This window comes from Streptomyces sclerotialus (assembly GCF_040907265.1).
Lineage (GTDB): Bacteria > Actinomycetota > Actinomycetes > Streptomycetales > Streptomycetaceae > Streptomyces > Streptomyces sclerotialus.
In genome coordinates this window covers 5,086,000-5,100,327 of sequence record NZ_JBFOHP010000002.1, presented here as the reverse complement: position 1 = coordinate 5,100,327, position 14,328 = coordinate 5,086,000, and the positions used below count along the sequence as shown (strand labels likewise).

The window sequence follows — 14,328 nt, the reverse complement described above, 5'->3', positions numbered from 1 at the left end:
ACCCGAGCGCCGGCAGCGCGCGGCGGGCGCGCCCGCTCGGAGCACGCCCGCCGCCGTCCGCCCCGAGGGGTTACGCGATGCGGTCCAGGACGATCGGGTCCGGGGTGAAGTCCGTACCGGACGGGGCGATCAGTACGCCGCCGTCCAGGGCCTCGATGGCGGACGCGAACTTCTCCGGGGTGTCGGTGTGCAGGGTGAGCAGGGGCTCCCCCGCTCGCACCTCGTCACCGGGCTTGGCATGCAGTTCCACGCCGGCGCCCGCCTGTACGGGGTCCTCCTTGCGGGCGCGGCCCGCGCCCAGGCGCCAGGCGGCCAGGCCGACGGCGTACGCGTCGAGGGTGGTGAGGACGCCGGACGTGGCGGCGTTCACGATGTGCTGCTCGCGGGCGACGGGGAGGGGCGCGTCGGGGTCGCCGCCCTGGGCCTGGATCATGCGGCGCCAGTGGTCCATCGCGGAGCCGTCGGCGAGCGCCTTGGCCGGGTCGGCGTCGGGGAGGCCGGCCGCGGTGAGCATCTCGCGGGCCAGCGCGAGGGTCAGCTCGACCACGTCGGCGGGGCCGCCGCCGGCCAGCACCTCGACGGATTCGCGGACCTCCAGGGCGTTGCCCGCGGTCAGGCCGAGGGGGGTGGCCATGTCGGTGAGCAGGGCCGTGGTGCGTACGCCGTGGTCGGTGCCGAGCTCGACCATGGTGGCGGCGAGTTCGCGGGCGTCGTCGAGGTTCTTCATGAAGGCGCCGGAGCCGACCTTGACGTCCAGGACGAGGGAGCCGGTGCCCTCGGCGATCTTCTTGGACATGATGGAGGAGGCGATCAGGGGGATCGACTCGACGGTGCCCGTCACGTCGCGGAGCGCGTAGAGCTTCTTGTCGGCGGGGGCGAGCCCCGCGCCCGCCGCGCAGATGACGGAGCCGACGTCCCCGAGAATGGCCAGCATCTCGTCGTTGGAGAGGTCGGCGCGCCAGCCGGGGATGGCCTCCAGCTTGTCGAGGGTGCCGCCGGTGTGGCCGAGGCCGCGGCCGGAGAGCTGGGGCACGGCGGCGCCGCACGCGGCGACCAGGGGGGCCAGCGGCAGGGTGATCTTGTCGCCGACGCCGCCGGTGGAGTGCTTGTCGGCGGTGGGCCGGGTGAGGGAGGAGAAGTCCATCCGCTCGCCGCTGTCGATCATCGCGGCGGTCCAGCGGGCGATCTCCTTGCGGTTCATGCCGTTGAGGAGGATCGCCATGGCCAGGGACGACATCTGCTCGTGTGCGACCTCGCCGCGGGTGTACGCGTCGATGATCCAGTCGATCTGGTCGTCGGTCAGTTCGGCGCGGTCGCGCTTGGCGCGGATGACGGAGATGGCGTCCATCGGCTTCCTTTCTACGGGAACGACTCCGTTCTACACGCATAGAAGAACGGTCGTGAAGGGCTTCAGGCGACAACCCCGGTCTGGGCATTACGGGCGCCTGCCGAACGTCAGTTGGAGAGAATGCCCCCATGGACCACTCCTGCTCATGTCCTTACCAGGACCGCTGCGCCACCTGCGCGATGTGCATGTACCACGGCCGTCTCTGTGCCTGCGGCTGTGCGACCTCCTGTTGCCGCGCCTGTCCGCGCGGCTGCTCCCGCGGACAGGCCTCGACCATCGACCTGTGGCACCGCGACGTCGGGAACTGAAAGCCCGGCCCGGAACGAAGGAGGATCAGCGTGCTGCCGGATCGGGTGAAGTACGGCGACGGGCCCCGGCCCCTGACGGACGGCGAAATGACGAAGTGGCTGGGCACCCCGTTGCGGTGGGGAGGGCTCTACACCCCCGGCAGCACCGATCCGCGGGGGCTCCGGACGTACCACTGGGAGCCCGCCACCCGGACCGTGCGGATCGGGCTGTGGGCCGACTATCCCTTTCTCGAGTCGCTGCGGGCGGACGACCGGCTGCACATGTCCCGGGGAGGCGAGGGATGGAGCTGGCAGATCGTGGCATCGGGACGTGCCGTGATCTCCGAGCCCACGAGGGAGCCGGGGGACGCGGTGGCTCAGGAACTGCTGAGCATGTGTGATGTGCGCCCGTCCCCACGTGAACTCCCGGAGTACCACCAGCGGCTCGTCGAGACGCAGGCGCTGGTCGTCCGGATGCGGGACGTGCGGCTGCGCGGCGAACTGGCACCGCTGGACGAGTGGGAGGAGCCCGAGCCCATGTACTGGTGAGCCACCGCCCCCGCAGCCCGCAGCCCGATGCTGCAGGGCGCCGCCGGACGACACGTCTAGCGGGACAGGTGTTCCGGGCCGAAGGCGTCCGGGAGGAGGGCGGTCAGGGGGCGGATGCCGGCTTCCGTGTCGATGAGGAGGTCGGGGCCGCCGTGTTCGTACAGGAGCTGGCGGCAGCGGCCGCAGGGGATCAGGACCTTGCCGTGCCGGTCCACGCACGCGAACGCGGTGAGCCGGCCGCCGCCGGTCGCGAACAGCTCGGAGACCAGGCCGCATTCGGCGCACAGGCCGAGGCCGTAGGAGGCGTTCTCCACGTTGCAGCCGGTGACGGTGCGGCCGTCGTCCACGAGGGCCGCCGCACCGACGGGGTAGCCGGAGTAGGGCGCGTAGGCCCGGGACATCGCGTCCCGGGCCCGCTCGCGCAGCTTCTCCCAGTCGGGAGCTTCGGTCACGTGCGCCGGCCCCCTCGGGTTCCGCAGACCTCGTTCGTCACGTGCCCTGACCCCTTCGGTACGCCTTGCCGATGGCTTTCGGTGCCCGTAGCCGCTGGGCGGCCAGCGACAGGACCAGCAGCGTAGCGATGTACGGCGCCACGGAGACGATTTCCAGCGGGACCGTGTCGGTCGTGGCGTACCAGAGGGCGAGCAGGGCGGCGACGACGATGCTGGCGGTGCCCTGGACGCGGTGGCCGCCGCGCAGCTTCCAGATCGCCAGGCCGACCAGCAGCACCGCGAGCAGGAGCAGCAGCGCGTGCACGGTCTCGCCGCCGCCGCGGAGCTGGAAGGCGTCCATGAAGCCGAAGAGGCCCGCGCCCATGGCGACGCCGCCGGGCCGCCAGTTGCCGAAGATCATGGTGGCGAGGCCGATGTAGCCGCGGCCGCCGGTCTGGCCGTCCTGGTAGATGTGCACGTAGATGGCGAGGAACGCGCCGCCGAGGCCGGCCAGCGCGCCGGAGACGACCACCGCCGCGTACTTGTACGTGTAGACGTTGACGCCCAGCGACTCGGCCGCGACCGGGCTCTCGCCGCAGGACCGCAGGCGCAGCCCGAAGGACGAGCGCCACAGGACGAAGAAGCTGAGCGCGAAGACGGCGGCGGTGACCACGGTCAGCCAGGAGACGTGGGTGACCAGCGAGCCGAGGATGCCGGCCAGGTCGGAGACCAGGAACCAGTGGTGCTTCTCGAGGGACAGCAGCCAGTCGGAGAGGCCGGGGACCGTGAAGGTCGGCATGTCGTCCATCGGCGGGGACTGCTTGTCGTTGCCGCCCGCCTGCGCCGCCGCGCTGCCCTCGGCGCCGAACCACAGCTTGGCCAGGAACTGGGTGAGGCCCAGCGCCATGATGTTGACGGCGACACCGGAGATGATGTGGTCGACGCCGAAGGTGACGGTGGCGACGGCGTGGATGAGGCCGCCGAGCGCGCCGCCGATGACGCCGGCCAGCGCCGCCGCCCAGGGCCCGTACTCCCAGCCGACCCAGCCGGCCGAGAACGCACCGAGCATCATCATGCCTTCGAGGCCGATGTTGATCACGCCGGAGCGCTCCGCCCACAGGCCGCCGAGGCCCGCGAGGCCGATCGGCACGGCGGCGTTGAGGGCCGCGGTGTACTGGCCGGAGCCGGTGAGGTCGGTGGCGCCGGTGACGACGCGCAGGAGCGAGAGCAGGACGAGGGAGCCCGCGATGATCAGCAGGACCCTGGGGTAGGTCAGCTTCGCGCGCGCCGCGGCGAGTCTGCCGCCGTTGCCGCCGGGGTCCTTCGTGGCCGGGGCCGTGAGGTTCTGGCTCACGCGGACACCTCCGCCTTGTCGGTCTTGCGGGCCTGCGCGGCGAGTTCCTCGCCGACCTTGCGCTGCTGGATCCGCAGGCCGTAACGGCGTACGACCTCGTAGGCGATGACGACGCACAGGACGATGACGCCCTGCATCACGCCGACGATCTCCTGCTCGTAGTCCTCGAACTCCAGCTGGGTGCCGGTGCGTTCCAGGAAGCCCCACAGCAGCGCGCCGGCGGCCATGCCGAGGGGGTGGTTGCGGCCGAGCAGCGCGATGGCGATGCCGGTGAAGCCGATGCCGACGGGGAAGTCGGTGCCGTAGTTGTACGAGACGCCGAGCAGCGTCGGCATGCCGATCAGGCCCGCGGCGGCGCCGGACAGCAGCATGGACGTGACGACCATGCGCTTGACGCTGACGCCGCCCGCCTGGGCCGCGGACTCCGACCGGCCGACGGTCCGCAGGTCGAACCCGAAGCGGGTGCGGCCGAGGACGAACCAGTACGCGACGCCGGCGACGGCCGCGACGACGAGGAAGCCGTCGAGCGGGTCCGGCTGGGTCGGGATGGTGAAGAAGTGGCTGGAGGCCGGCAGGTCCGGGGTGTGGAAGAGGTTGCCGTCCTTCACCGCGAGCCGGCCTTCCTGGAGGAAGTAGCCGATGACGGCGGCCGCGATGGAGTTCAGCATGATGGTCGTGATGACCTCGCTGACCCCGCGGGTGGTCTTCAGTACGCCCGCGATGCCCGCCCAGACCGAGCCGACCAGCATCGCCACGATGACGATCAGCGGGATCTGGAGGAAGCCGGGGAGGGTGAGCGCGCCGCCGACGACCGCGGCGAAGAAGGCCGCGATGCGGTACTGGCCGTCCACGCCGATGTTGAAGAGGTTCATCCGGAAGCCGATGGCCACGGCCAGCGCGGAGAGGTAGTACGGCACCGCCTTGTTGATGATCCAGACCTGGCTGTCGCTCTTGGAGCCGAAGTCCACCATCACGGTGTAGGCGTGGATCGGGTCCTTGCCGGTGGCCAGGATGATCACCGAGGTGATGAGCAGGGCCGCGACGATGGCGAGGAGCGGCGCCGCGATGCCCAGGGTCAGCTTCGTACGGTCGATCTTCTTCACTCCCGGTCACCCCCTTCCCCGTCCTCGACGTGCTCCAGGTGGCCGCTGGCGGCGCCGGTCATGGCCGAGCCCAACTCCTCGGGGGTGACGGTGGCGGGGTCGGCGTCCGCGACCAGCCGGCCCCGGTACATCACCCGCAGGGTGTCGGACAGGCCGATCAGCTCGTCCAGGTCCGCGGAGATCAGCAGTACGGCCAGGCCCTCGCGGCGGGCCTCGCGGATCTGGTCCCAGATCTGCGCCTGAGCGCCGACGTCCACGCCGCGCGTGGGGTGCGCCGCGATCAGCAGCTTGGGGTGGTGGCTCATCTCGCGGCCGACGATCAGCTTCTGCTGGTTGCCGCCGGAGAGCGAGGCCGCGGTGACCTCGATGCCGGGGGTGCGGACGTCGTACTCGGTGACGATCCGCTCGGTGTCGGCGCGGGCCGCCTTGAGGTCCAGCAGCCGGCCCCTGGAGTTGGGCTTCTCGGTGACGTGGCCGAGGATGCGGTTCTCCCAGAGCGGGGCCTCCAGCAGCAGGCCGTGCCGGTGCCGGTCCTCGGGGACGTACCCGATGCCGTCCTCGCGCCGCTTGCGGGTGGGCGCGTGGCTGATGTCGGCGCCGTCCAGGGTGATGGTGCCGCCGTCCGGGTCGCGCATGCCCATGATGGCCTCGACCAGTTCGGCCTGGCCGTTGCCCTCCACGCCCGCGATGCCCAGGACCTCGCCCTTGTGGATGGTGAAGCCGATGCCGTCCAGGACCGCGCGCACGACGCCGTCGGGGTCGGTGGCGCTCAGGTGCAGCCCGTCGACCGTCAGCATGGGGGTGTCGGTGACGGTGGACTCGCGGGTCTCCGGGGAGGGCAGTTCGCTGCCGACCATCAGCTCGGCGAGCTGCTTGGGGGTGGTCTCCGCGGGCGCCACGGAGGCGACGGTCGTGCCGCGCCGGATGACGGTGATGTCGTCGGCGACGGAGAGGACCTCGCCCAGCTTGTGCGAGATGAAGAGGACGGTCAGGCCCTCGGCCTTGAGCTCGCGCAGGTTGTCGAAGAGCGCGTCGACCTCCTGCGGGACCAGCACGGCCGTCGGCTCGTCGAGGATGAGCGTACGGGCGCCGCGGTAGAGGACCTTGAGGATCTCCACGCGCTGCCGGTCGGCGACGCCCAGGTCCTCGACCAGCACGTCGGGGCGTACGTTGAGGCCGTACCGGTCGGAGACCGCCAGGACGGCCGCGCGGGCCGCCGCGCCGATGCCGTGCAGCTTCTCGGCGCCCAGGACGATGTTCTCCAGGACGGTGAGGTTGTCGGCGAGCATGAAGTGCTGGTGCACCATGCCGATGCCGCGGGCGATGGCGTCGGCGGGGGTCGCGAAGCTCACCTGCTCGCCGTCGATGGCGATGGTGCCCTCGTCCGGCTTCTGCATGCCGTAGAGGATCTTCATCAGGGTGGACTTGCCCGCGCCGTTCTCGCCGACCAGGGCGTGCACGGAGCCGCGCCGGACGGTGATGTCGATGTCGTGGTTGGCGACGACGCCGGGGAACCGCTTGGTGATGCCGCGGAGTTCGACGGCGGGGGCCGCGGCGGGGGCCCGCCCCGCCGGGGGGCTGCTGGACGCTGTGATGGCGCACTCTCCTGGAGGAGAAGGTGAAGAGGGAGGGCGGGGCGGCCGGGAGGCCCCGCCCTCGGACCAGGCTCGTGGAGCCTCTGACCGGCTCTTACTTGGCGGGCGTCTCGGGGATCTTGACGTCCCCGTCGACGATCTTCTTCTTCGCCGCGTCGAGCTCGTCCTGGATGTCGTCGATGTAACCGCCGGAGGTGGCGAGCTTGACGCCGTCCTGCTTGAGCGTGAGGTGGACGGTGCCGGACAGCGGCTTGCCGTCCTTGACGCTCTTGATCACGTCGTAGACCGCCACGTCGACGTTCTTCACGACGGAGGTGAGGATGTGGTCCTTGTACTTGGCCAGGCCGGGCTGTGCGTACTGGTCGGAGTCCACGCCGATGGCCCAGGCGCCCTTCTTGCCGGCGACCACCTCGATCGAACCGGCGCCGGACTGGCCGGCGGCGGTGTAGATGACGTCGTTGCCGTTGTCGAGCATGCCCTTGGCCTTGCCCTTGGCGGCGGCCGGGTCGTTGAAGCCCTTGTCGTCGTTGGCGTAGAGGTACTGCGCCGTGACCTTGACCTTGGGGTCGGTGTCCTTGACGCCCTTCTCGAAGCCGGCCTGGAACTTCTGGATCAGCGCGTTGTTCACGCCGCCGATGAAGCCGACCTTCTTGGACTCGGTCTTCAGCGCGGCGGCCACGCCGGCGAGGTAGGAGCCCTCGTTCTCGGAGAAGTTGATGCCGTAGACGTTCTTGGCGCTGGAGGTGGCGTCCACCACCGCGAAGGTGGTCTTGGGGAACTCCTTGGCGACCTTGTTGACGGAGTTGCCGTAATTGAAGCCGACGCCGATGACGGGGTTGAAGCCGGCCTCGGCGAGGGAGGTGAGCCGCTGCTCGCGGTCGGCCTCCGTCTCGCCGTTCTTGGCGGTCATGAGCTTGGACTTCACGCCCAGCTCCTTTTCGGCCTTGTCGGTGCCGCGGGCCGCCGCCTCGTTGAACGAGTGGTCGTCCCGGCCGCCGACATCGAAAGCGAGGCCGACACCCTTGTCCTTGCCCGCGGCCTCCGTGGAGGATTCACCGCATGCGGTCAGCGAGAGAGCGAGGGCCGCGGAGGCTATACCCGCGGAAGCGATCTTGGTTACCCGGCGCACGAGGGGTCCCCTTCGACTCGTAGCGCCTCCTACGGCGCTGATTCCGCCGCATCGTAACGCGCGTAGATGCCAGATAAAGGGGTGCTTGGAAGCCGTTATCGGATCGTCGCGAAGCGAGCCCGACGGCTGTGTTTACAGCGCGTTGCGGTCGAGCAACGCGGCGGCTGTGAACAGCTCCACGCCCACCCGGACGGCCTCCTCGTCGACGTCGAAGTCGCCCTGGTGCAGGTCGCGTCCGACCGGGTCGCCGACCGGCTTCACCCCCAGCCGCGCCATCGCGCCGGGCACCTTCTCCAGGTACCAGGAGAAGTCCTCGCCGCCGAGGGACTGCTCGGTGTCCTCGATCGCCTCCGGGCCGCGGCGGGCGGCCATGGCGTTCTGCAGCAGCTGGGTGGTGAGCGGCTCGTTGACCACCGGCGGCACCCCGCGTACGTACGTGATCTGGGACTTGGCGCGGTGCAGGGTGGCGACCTCGTCGATCGCGGCGTACACCAGGTCCGGGGCCTGCCGCCAGGCCTCCAGGTCCAGGCAGCGGACCGTGCCGGAGAGCTCGGCGCGCTGCGGGATGACGTTGCACGCGTGGCCGGTCTCCAGGCGGCCCCAGGTCACGGCGAGGCCGGCCCGGGCGTCGACCCGGCGGGCGATCAGCGCGGGTACGTCGACCGCGACCCGCGCCGCTGCGGTGACCAGGTCGGTGGTGAGGTGCGGCCGCGCCGTGTGGCCGCCGGGGCCCTCCAGCGCGACCTCCAGCCGGTCGCAGGCGGAGGTGATCGCGCCGGTCCGCAGCCCGATCCGGCCCACCTCGACCTTGGGGTCGCAGTGCACGGCGAGGATCCGGCCGACGCCCTCCAGCGCGCCGGAGTCGATCGCGTCGGTGGCGCCGCCGGGCAGCACCTCCTCGGCGGGCTGGAACAGCAGCCGCACCGGGCCCGGCAGCAGGCCCTGCGCCGCGAGGTCGGCGAGCACCAGCCCCGCGCCGAGTACGACGGTGGTGTGCACGTCGTGGCCGCAGGCGTGGGCACGGTCGGGCACCGTCGAGCGGTAGTCGACGGTCTTGGTGTCCGGGATGGGCAGCGCGTCGATGTCGGCCCGCAGCGCGAGCATGGGCCGCGCCGCGTCCGGCGTCGTACCAGGGTCCCTGCCGATGTCGCAGATCAGACCGGTACCGGTGTCCAGTACGCGCGGAGTCAGACCGGCCTTCTCCAGGCGCGCCTTGAGCGCTGCCGTGGTACGGAACTCCTGGTTGCCGAGCTCCGGGTGCATGTGCAAGTCCCGCCGGAAGGCGATGAGTTCGGTGCGCAACTCCTCGGTGAGCGCTCCGGGCAGGGTTCCCCGTGCGGGGCTGGCATCGGCTTCGGGTCCGCGGGACATCAGTTGGTTCACCCGCTGAAGGTTACGGGGCCGGGCGGGGCAACTGTCCGTCGATCAACAAAAGTTCAGCCCGTTAGGGGAAGACAATCTAGGCCGCCCGGCGCATGGACAGGTCATCAAGGGGGTATGACCAAGGGTTTCACGTACCGGCGAATCCCAAACCCCGATCTTGTCGGCCGAGCCCGTCCCGGCAGCCGTCAGCCGGTTGCTGCGAAGGTGAGTCGCTGCACGTCACGGGCGGTTCCGGTGACACCCGAGAGGAAGCCCTGGGCGCGCGGCGAGGCCTTGGTGGTGAGCCAGGCGGGGTCCACGTCGCAGACCGCGACCCGCACTCCGGTACCGGCCAGCGCGAGGGGCAGGGTGTGCACCACGGTGGACGGGAAGCTGAGGATCGTCCGTCCTATGGGGCCGCGCCGGGCGATCAGTTCCAGCGGCAGGTCGGGCCGGACGATCTCCAGTCCGGTGGCGGCCTCCAGCGCGTGCAGCTTGTCGGCGCTCTCCCTGCGGTGCGCGAAGTAGCGGGTGGCGCCGTGCGTACGGGCCAGGGCGCGGACGGCGGCGAGGTAGTGGTCCGGGTCGACGACGCCGGTCTCGACCAGGGAGGTGCCCACGATGTCGGTGCCGCGGGTGAGTCTGGGCGGGCCGAAGCGGGCCCGGGTCCAGGCGAACTCGTTGGCGGTGACGGTGACGCCCGGCGGGGGTTCGACGGGCATCGAGGAGAAGACGCCCACCGTACGGATGTCACTGTCGGGTACGGGGGTCAGCCGGCGGCGCGCCGCGGCGGAGAACGGCGCGAAGGCGAGGTCGCGCGGGCTCCGGCTGCCGCCGCTGCGGTGCCAGCGCACCAGCTGCTCGCCGCGCGCGAGCTGGGAGATGAACTCCATGGTGGCGGTGCCGTCGTCGACGACGACGAGGTCACGCGCCCGGGCGAGCGTCAGCAGGAGCTGGACGTAGCGCGAGAACGGGTCGCCGATGACGATACGGCGGGCGCGGCGCAGCAGCGGGGCCAGGCCCCCGATGGTCCGCAGGGGGGCGGTCGCGCCGCCGCGCGCCTCCTCCCAGCGGACCGTGCAGCCCTCGTCCCGGGCCAGCTCCGCCATCCGGCGCAGCTGGCCGCGGGTCATCGGGTCGTGCGGGGAGAGCACGACGACGGTGACGGCTCCGGCCTGCGTCTGCTGGAGGTACGTCCATTCCAGGACGTTCAGCAGCTGTACCGGGCTCTCGACGAAGGCGAGGGTGGTGCCGGCGGCGTCCGAGGTCCGCCGGGCCGCCCTTGCGCGGCGGCGGGCGGCCCTGCGGGAGTCAGGGCGTTCCGTCGCCTCCGTGGCCGGGCCCCCACGCCCGGCCGTGGGGACAGGGCGCCGGGCCCCGTCTGCTGCGCTCACGGTGTCGTCGCGCTTCCTGGTCAGACCGAGACCGGCTCGCGGTCGGCCTCGGCGGCCTCGGCCTCGGCGACGACGCCCGCGACGCGGCGGAGCTTCTTCATCGGGCCGAGCTCGCTCTCGTAGACCTTCTTGACGCCGTCACCGAGGGACTCCTCGATGGTGCGGATGTCGCGGACCAGGCGGGTCAGGCCCTGCGGCTCGACGGAGGCGGCCTGGTCGGAGCCCCACATGGCGCGGTCGAGGGTGATGTGGCGCTCGACGAAGGTGGCGCCGAGGGCGACGGCGGCGAGGGTGGTCTGCAGGCCGGTCTCGTGGCCGGAGTAGCCGATCGGGACGTTCGGGTACTCGTCCTGCAGGGTGTTGATCATCCGCAGGTTCAGCTCCTCGGCCTTGGCCGGGTAGGTGCTGGTGGCGTGGCAGAGCAGGATGTTGTCGCTGCCCAGGACCTCGACCGCGTGGCGGATCTGCTTCGGGGTGGACATGCCGGTGGAGAGGATGACCGTACGGCCGGTGGCGCGCATGGCCTTCAGCAGCTCGTCGTCGGTCAGCGAGGCGGAGGCGACCTTGTAGGCCGGGACCTCGAACTTCTCCAGGAAGTCGACGGACTCGACGTCCCACGGGGAGGCGAACCAGTGGATGTTGCGCTTCTTGCAGTAGTCCGAGATGGCGCGGTAACCGTCCTCGTCGAACTCCACGCGGTGGCGGTAGTCGATGTAGGTCATCCGGCCCCAGGGGGTGTCGCGCTCGATCTCCCACTGGTCGCGCGGGGTGCAGACCTCGGGGGTGCGCTTCTGGAACTTCACGGCGTCGCAGCCGGCGTCCGCGGCGGCGTCGATCAGCGCGAACGCGTTCTCCAGGTCGCCGTTGTGGTTGATGCCGATTTCACCGGTGACGTAGACGGGGTGGCCGGGGCCAACGAGGCGGTCACCGATGGTACGAACGCGGTTGTTGCTGGTCATGGAGGAGAGTTCCTTCGTTGTCGGGTGTCTCTCGCAGAGACGGGGGACGGTTGTTCCGGAGGTGTCCGGGACGGGATGCCTCAGAGAGACGGGCCGAGGAGCCAGGAGGCGATCTCGCGGATCGCCCCGCTGCCCCCGGGAGTCGAGGTGACGGCGCGGGCGGCGCCGCGTACCACGTCGTGGGCGCCGGCGACCGCCACGGGCCAGCCGACGAGGCCGAAGCACGGGAGGTCGTTGGCGTCGTTGCCGACGTAGAGCACGCGCTCGGGCGCGATGCCCTGGTCCTCGCACCACTGCTTGAGAGCGAGGTCCTTGCGGTCGATGCCGTGCAGGACCGGGATCTGGAGCTTCCGGGCCCGCGCCGCGACGACCGGGTTCTGTTCCGTGGACAGGATGAGCAGCTTCAGCTGCCCGGACTTGCGCAGGGCGCCGATGCCCAGGCCGTCGCCGCGGTGCACGGCGACGATCTCCCGTCCGTCGGCGTCGATCAGCACCCGGTCATCGGTCTGGGTGCCGTCGAAGTCGAGTACGACCGCGTCCACGTCGTCCAGCGTCGGGAGTGCCCCGGGACGCGGGGCGTCCAGCAGCGGCGCGAGGGCGCGGGCGCGTGCCAGGTCGTGCGGGTCGTCGACCTCCAGCACGCGGGCCGGGTCGGTGCGCACGAGTTCGGTACGGCCGAAGAAGCGGTGGCCCGCGGTGCGGAAGCCGGCCGCGTCCATGGCGTAGGCGGCGCCGGTCTCCAGGAGGTCCTGGGGGCGGTCCTGGCGGCGCGGCCGGAAGGACTTGTCGTGGTTGACGCCGTAGCCGCCCTCGGTCGTGGTGGCGACGGTGGCCACCTGGGCGTCCTGCCCGTCCGCCGCCCGCGTTTCGCGGCCCGCGCCGATTTCCGAGGAGGCGTCGTCGGCCGCGTCGCGCCACACGAAGCCGTGGAAGGGGGCGACGGTCAGCGCGGAGTCGGCGCCCTGCTCGACGACCGCGGCGGCCACCCCGTCGACGTCCTCGCGGACGAGGAAGGGGCTGGTGCACTGGACGAGGAGGACCGCGTCGACGGCGGTGCCGTGCTCGGTCTCGTACGCGTCCATGGCGTGCAGTACGGCGGCCTCGCTGGTGGCGGTGTCGCCGGCGATGGCGCCGGGGCGGCGGACGACGACCGCGCCCGCGCCGTGTGCGGTGGCGGCGATCGCGTCGTCGTCGGTGGAGACCACGACGTCGGTGATCAGGCGGGCCGCGAGGCATTCGCGGACCGCGCGGGCCACCAGCGGCACGCCGCCGACGGCGGCGAGGTTCTTGGCGGGCACGCCCTTGGAGCCGCCTCTGGCGGGGATGACGGCGATGACAGTGGGCCGGTCGGTCGGCGGCATGTCAGGCTCCTTCCGGAGGCCGGTCGAGGGGGAGGTCACAGCTGTCCCCAGCGGCGGATGGCGGGGGCGACGCGCTGGACGCCGTGCCGGTAGGCGCCGCGGGCCGCCTCGCGGACGGTGTCGCGGGCCACCCGGCGCAGTCCGGTCGGCTCCGCCGGCTCGGCCTCATAACCGGGCAGCGGGTCGCCCTTGGGGTCCAGGCCGTGCCGGGCGAGGATGCCGGGCAGGTAGCCGGGGGCCGTGCGGGGTGTGTAGTACGGGGCGAGCGGCGGCAGCCCGTCGGCGTCGCACAGCTCGGTGACGCGGGCGCGGGCCGCGTCGAACGCCTTCTCGTACGACCCGTCGGCGCACACGCCCTGCGCGGCGACCCACTCCGGGTCGGGCTCGGGCAGGTACCCGGCGTCCAGCTCGTCCCAGGAGGCCAGGCAGCCGGAGCCGAGGAAGTGGTGGTTGCCGAGGGCCTCGCGAATTCCGAGGTCGGTGAGGACGGCGGTGGGGACGCCGCGGTGCAGGGACTCCAGGGCCGCGGTCGAGGAGACCGTGACCATCAGGTCGGTGCGGTCCAGGACCTCGCCCATGTTCCCGTAGACCAGGCGGCAGTTGGCGGGCAGTCCGCCGGGGACCTTCGCCGCGAGCTTCTGGTACGGCAGTTCCTCGATGTGCGTGGTGTGCTCGCCCGGCTTGCTGCGGAGCTTGATGAGCACCTCGCGGGCCGGGTGCCGGCGGGCGTGCTCGACGGCGCGGCGCAGCAGGTAGGCACGGTCGTTGCGGTTGTCCGGCACGGAGGGCTGGACGGCGAAGACGACGGTGCGCACCTCGTCCGTACGGTCGTGCGCGGCGCCGCCGAGGAAGGGCAGCGCGCACTCCACGACGCTGCGGTCGTCGGCGTTCACGCCCCGGTAGACCGCGCGGAAGCGGTCCGCGTCGTGCCGGGAGTTGGCGAGCACCACGTCGGCGCCGTGCCGCAGCAGCAGGCCGTCGGCGAGCTTCTCGTAGACCACGCCGACGTAGCCGGTGACGACGGCCGGGCGGCGGTCGTGGCCCTCCCAGGCGCGGGCCAGGCCGTGCAGCATCGCCTGCACCGCGCCGCCCACGCAGGACAGCAGGACCACGTCGTAGGCGGTACGGTCGACGGACCGCACGAAGTCGACCCCGCGGATCTCGCGCAGCGCGTCCGCCCGGGCCCCGACCTCGTCGAGCTGGCGGACGGTGGGCGTGGCGCGGCCCCGGAGCAGGAAGCCGTCGAGCCGGCAGCCGGGCTGGAGGCGGTGCGCCGTGAGGGCGCCCCACTTCCACCGGGTGTCCGAGTCGGCGAGGACCGCGACCCGCGGCGTGGAAGGTGTACGTGATGGCACGTCGAAGACGCTAGGAAGGCATTTCGATTCGTGGGCCAACTGAGGCGCAACAAAGGGTTAACAGCACATCGCCGAACGGAGAACCGGCAGGCCGGAAAGGG

Annotated in this window: 12 protein-coding genes; 1 reads left to right on the top strand and 11 read right to left on the bottom strand. The window is 71.6% G+C overall.

From position 1 onward, the window contains the following. Nucleotides 1-70: 70 nt before the first annotated feature. Nucleotides 71-1,348 (bottom strand): thymidine phosphorylase, encoded by a 1,278-nt coding sequence (locus tag AAC944_RS22675; protein ID WP_030609483.1) that lies wholly within the window; start codon nucleotides 1,346-1,348, stop codon nucleotides 71-73. A 338-nt stretch (nucleotides 1,349-1,686) separates the two neighbouring features. Here AAC944_RS22675 and AAC944_RS22670 point away from each other — a divergent pair, with 338 nt between their 5' ends. Further along, a complete protein-coding gene (locus AAC944_RS22670) occupies nucleotides 1,687-2,184 on the top strand; it encodes a hypothetical protein (RefSeq protein ID WP_051871473.1) in 498 nt (165 codons plus the stop codon). A gap of 56 nt (nucleotides 2,185-2,240) precedes the next feature. Here AAC944_RS22670 and AAC944_RS22665 read toward each other — a convergent pair whose 3' ends face one another. The 10 genes from AAC944_RS22665 to AAC944_RS22620 all read right to left on the bottom strand — a co-directional run bounded on the left by AAC944_RS22665 (nucleotide 2,241) and on the right by AAC944_RS22620 (nucleotide 14,227). Continuing rightward, nucleotides 2,241-2,585, bottom strand: coding sequence for a cytidine deaminase (locus AAC944_RS22665; RefSeq protein ID WP_368397311.1), 345 nt, complete (start codon nucleotides 2,583-2,585; stop codon nucleotides 2,241-2,243). Nucleotides 2,586-2,673: 88 nt separating this feature from the next. After that, nucleotides 2,674-3,969 carry an ABC transporter permease gene (locus tag AAC944_RS22660; RefSeq protein WP_030609491.1) on the bottom strand — a complete coding sequence of 432 codons (1,296 nt, stop codon included), beginning with the start codon at nucleotides 3,967-3,969 and terminating at the stop codon, nucleotides 2,674-2,676. Further along, nucleotides 3,966-5,072 carry an ABC transporter permease gene (locus tag AAC944_RS22655; protein WP_030609494.1) on the bottom strand — a complete coding sequence of 369 codons (1,107 nt, stop codon included), beginning with the start codon at nucleotides 5,070-5,072 and terminating at the stop codon, nucleotides 3,966-3,968. Before AAC944_RS22655 ends, AAC944_RS22660 begins: the two co-directional genes overlap by 4 nt. Beyond that, nucleotides 5,069-6,667, bottom strand: a complete 1,599-nt coding sequence (locus tag AAC944_RS22650; RefSeq protein ID WP_078888341.1) for an ABC transporter ATP-binding protein — start codon at nucleotides 6,665-6,667, stop codon at nucleotides 5,069-5,071. Before AAC944_RS22650 ends, AAC944_RS22655 begins: the two co-directional genes overlap by 4 nt. Nucleotides 6,668-6,761: 94 nt before the next feature. Further along, the gene (locus tag AAC944_RS22645) at nucleotides 6,762-7,796 is read right to left on the bottom strand and encodes a BMP family lipoprotein (protein WP_030609501.1); all 1,035 of its coding nucleotides are present in this window, start codon (nucleotides 7,794-7,796) and stop codon (nucleotides 6,762-6,764) included. 132 nt (nucleotides 7,797-7,928) lie between these two features. Then, a complete protein-coding gene (locus tag AAC944_RS22640; RefSeq protein ID WP_030609504.1) occupies nucleotides 7,929-9,167 on the bottom strand; it encodes an amidohydrolase in 1,239 nt (412 codons plus the stop codon). Between the two features lie 197 nt (nucleotides 9,168-9,364). Further along, nucleotides 9,365-10,552, bottom strand: coding sequence for a hypothetical protein (locus tag AAC944_RS22635; RefSeq protein WP_051871474.1), 1,188 nt, complete (start codon nucleotides 10,550-10,552; stop codon nucleotides 9,365-9,367). A 20-nt stretch (nucleotides 10,553-10,572) separates the two neighbouring features. After that, on the bottom strand, nucleotides 10,573-11,511 hold the full coding sequence (locus AAC944_RS22630; protein WP_030609509.1) for an N-acetylneuraminate synthase family protein: 939 nt from the start codon (nucleotides 11,509-11,511) through the stop codon (nucleotides 10,573-10,575). 80 nt (nucleotides 11,512-11,591) lie between these two features. Then, complete coding sequence (locus AAC944_RS22625) at nucleotides 11,592-12,872, bottom strand: cytidylyltransferase domain-containing protein (RefSeq protein WP_030609512.1); 1,281 nt, start codon at nucleotides 12,870-12,872, stop codon at nucleotides 11,592-11,594. A 35-nt stretch (nucleotides 12,873-12,907) separates the two neighbouring features. After that, a complete protein-coding gene (locus AAC944_RS22620) occupies nucleotides 12,908-14,227 on the bottom strand; it encodes a DUF6716 putative glycosyltransferase (RefSeq protein ID WP_030609515.1) in 1,320 nt (439 codons plus the stop codon). Nucleotides 14,228-14,328 lie beyond the last annotated feature (101 nt).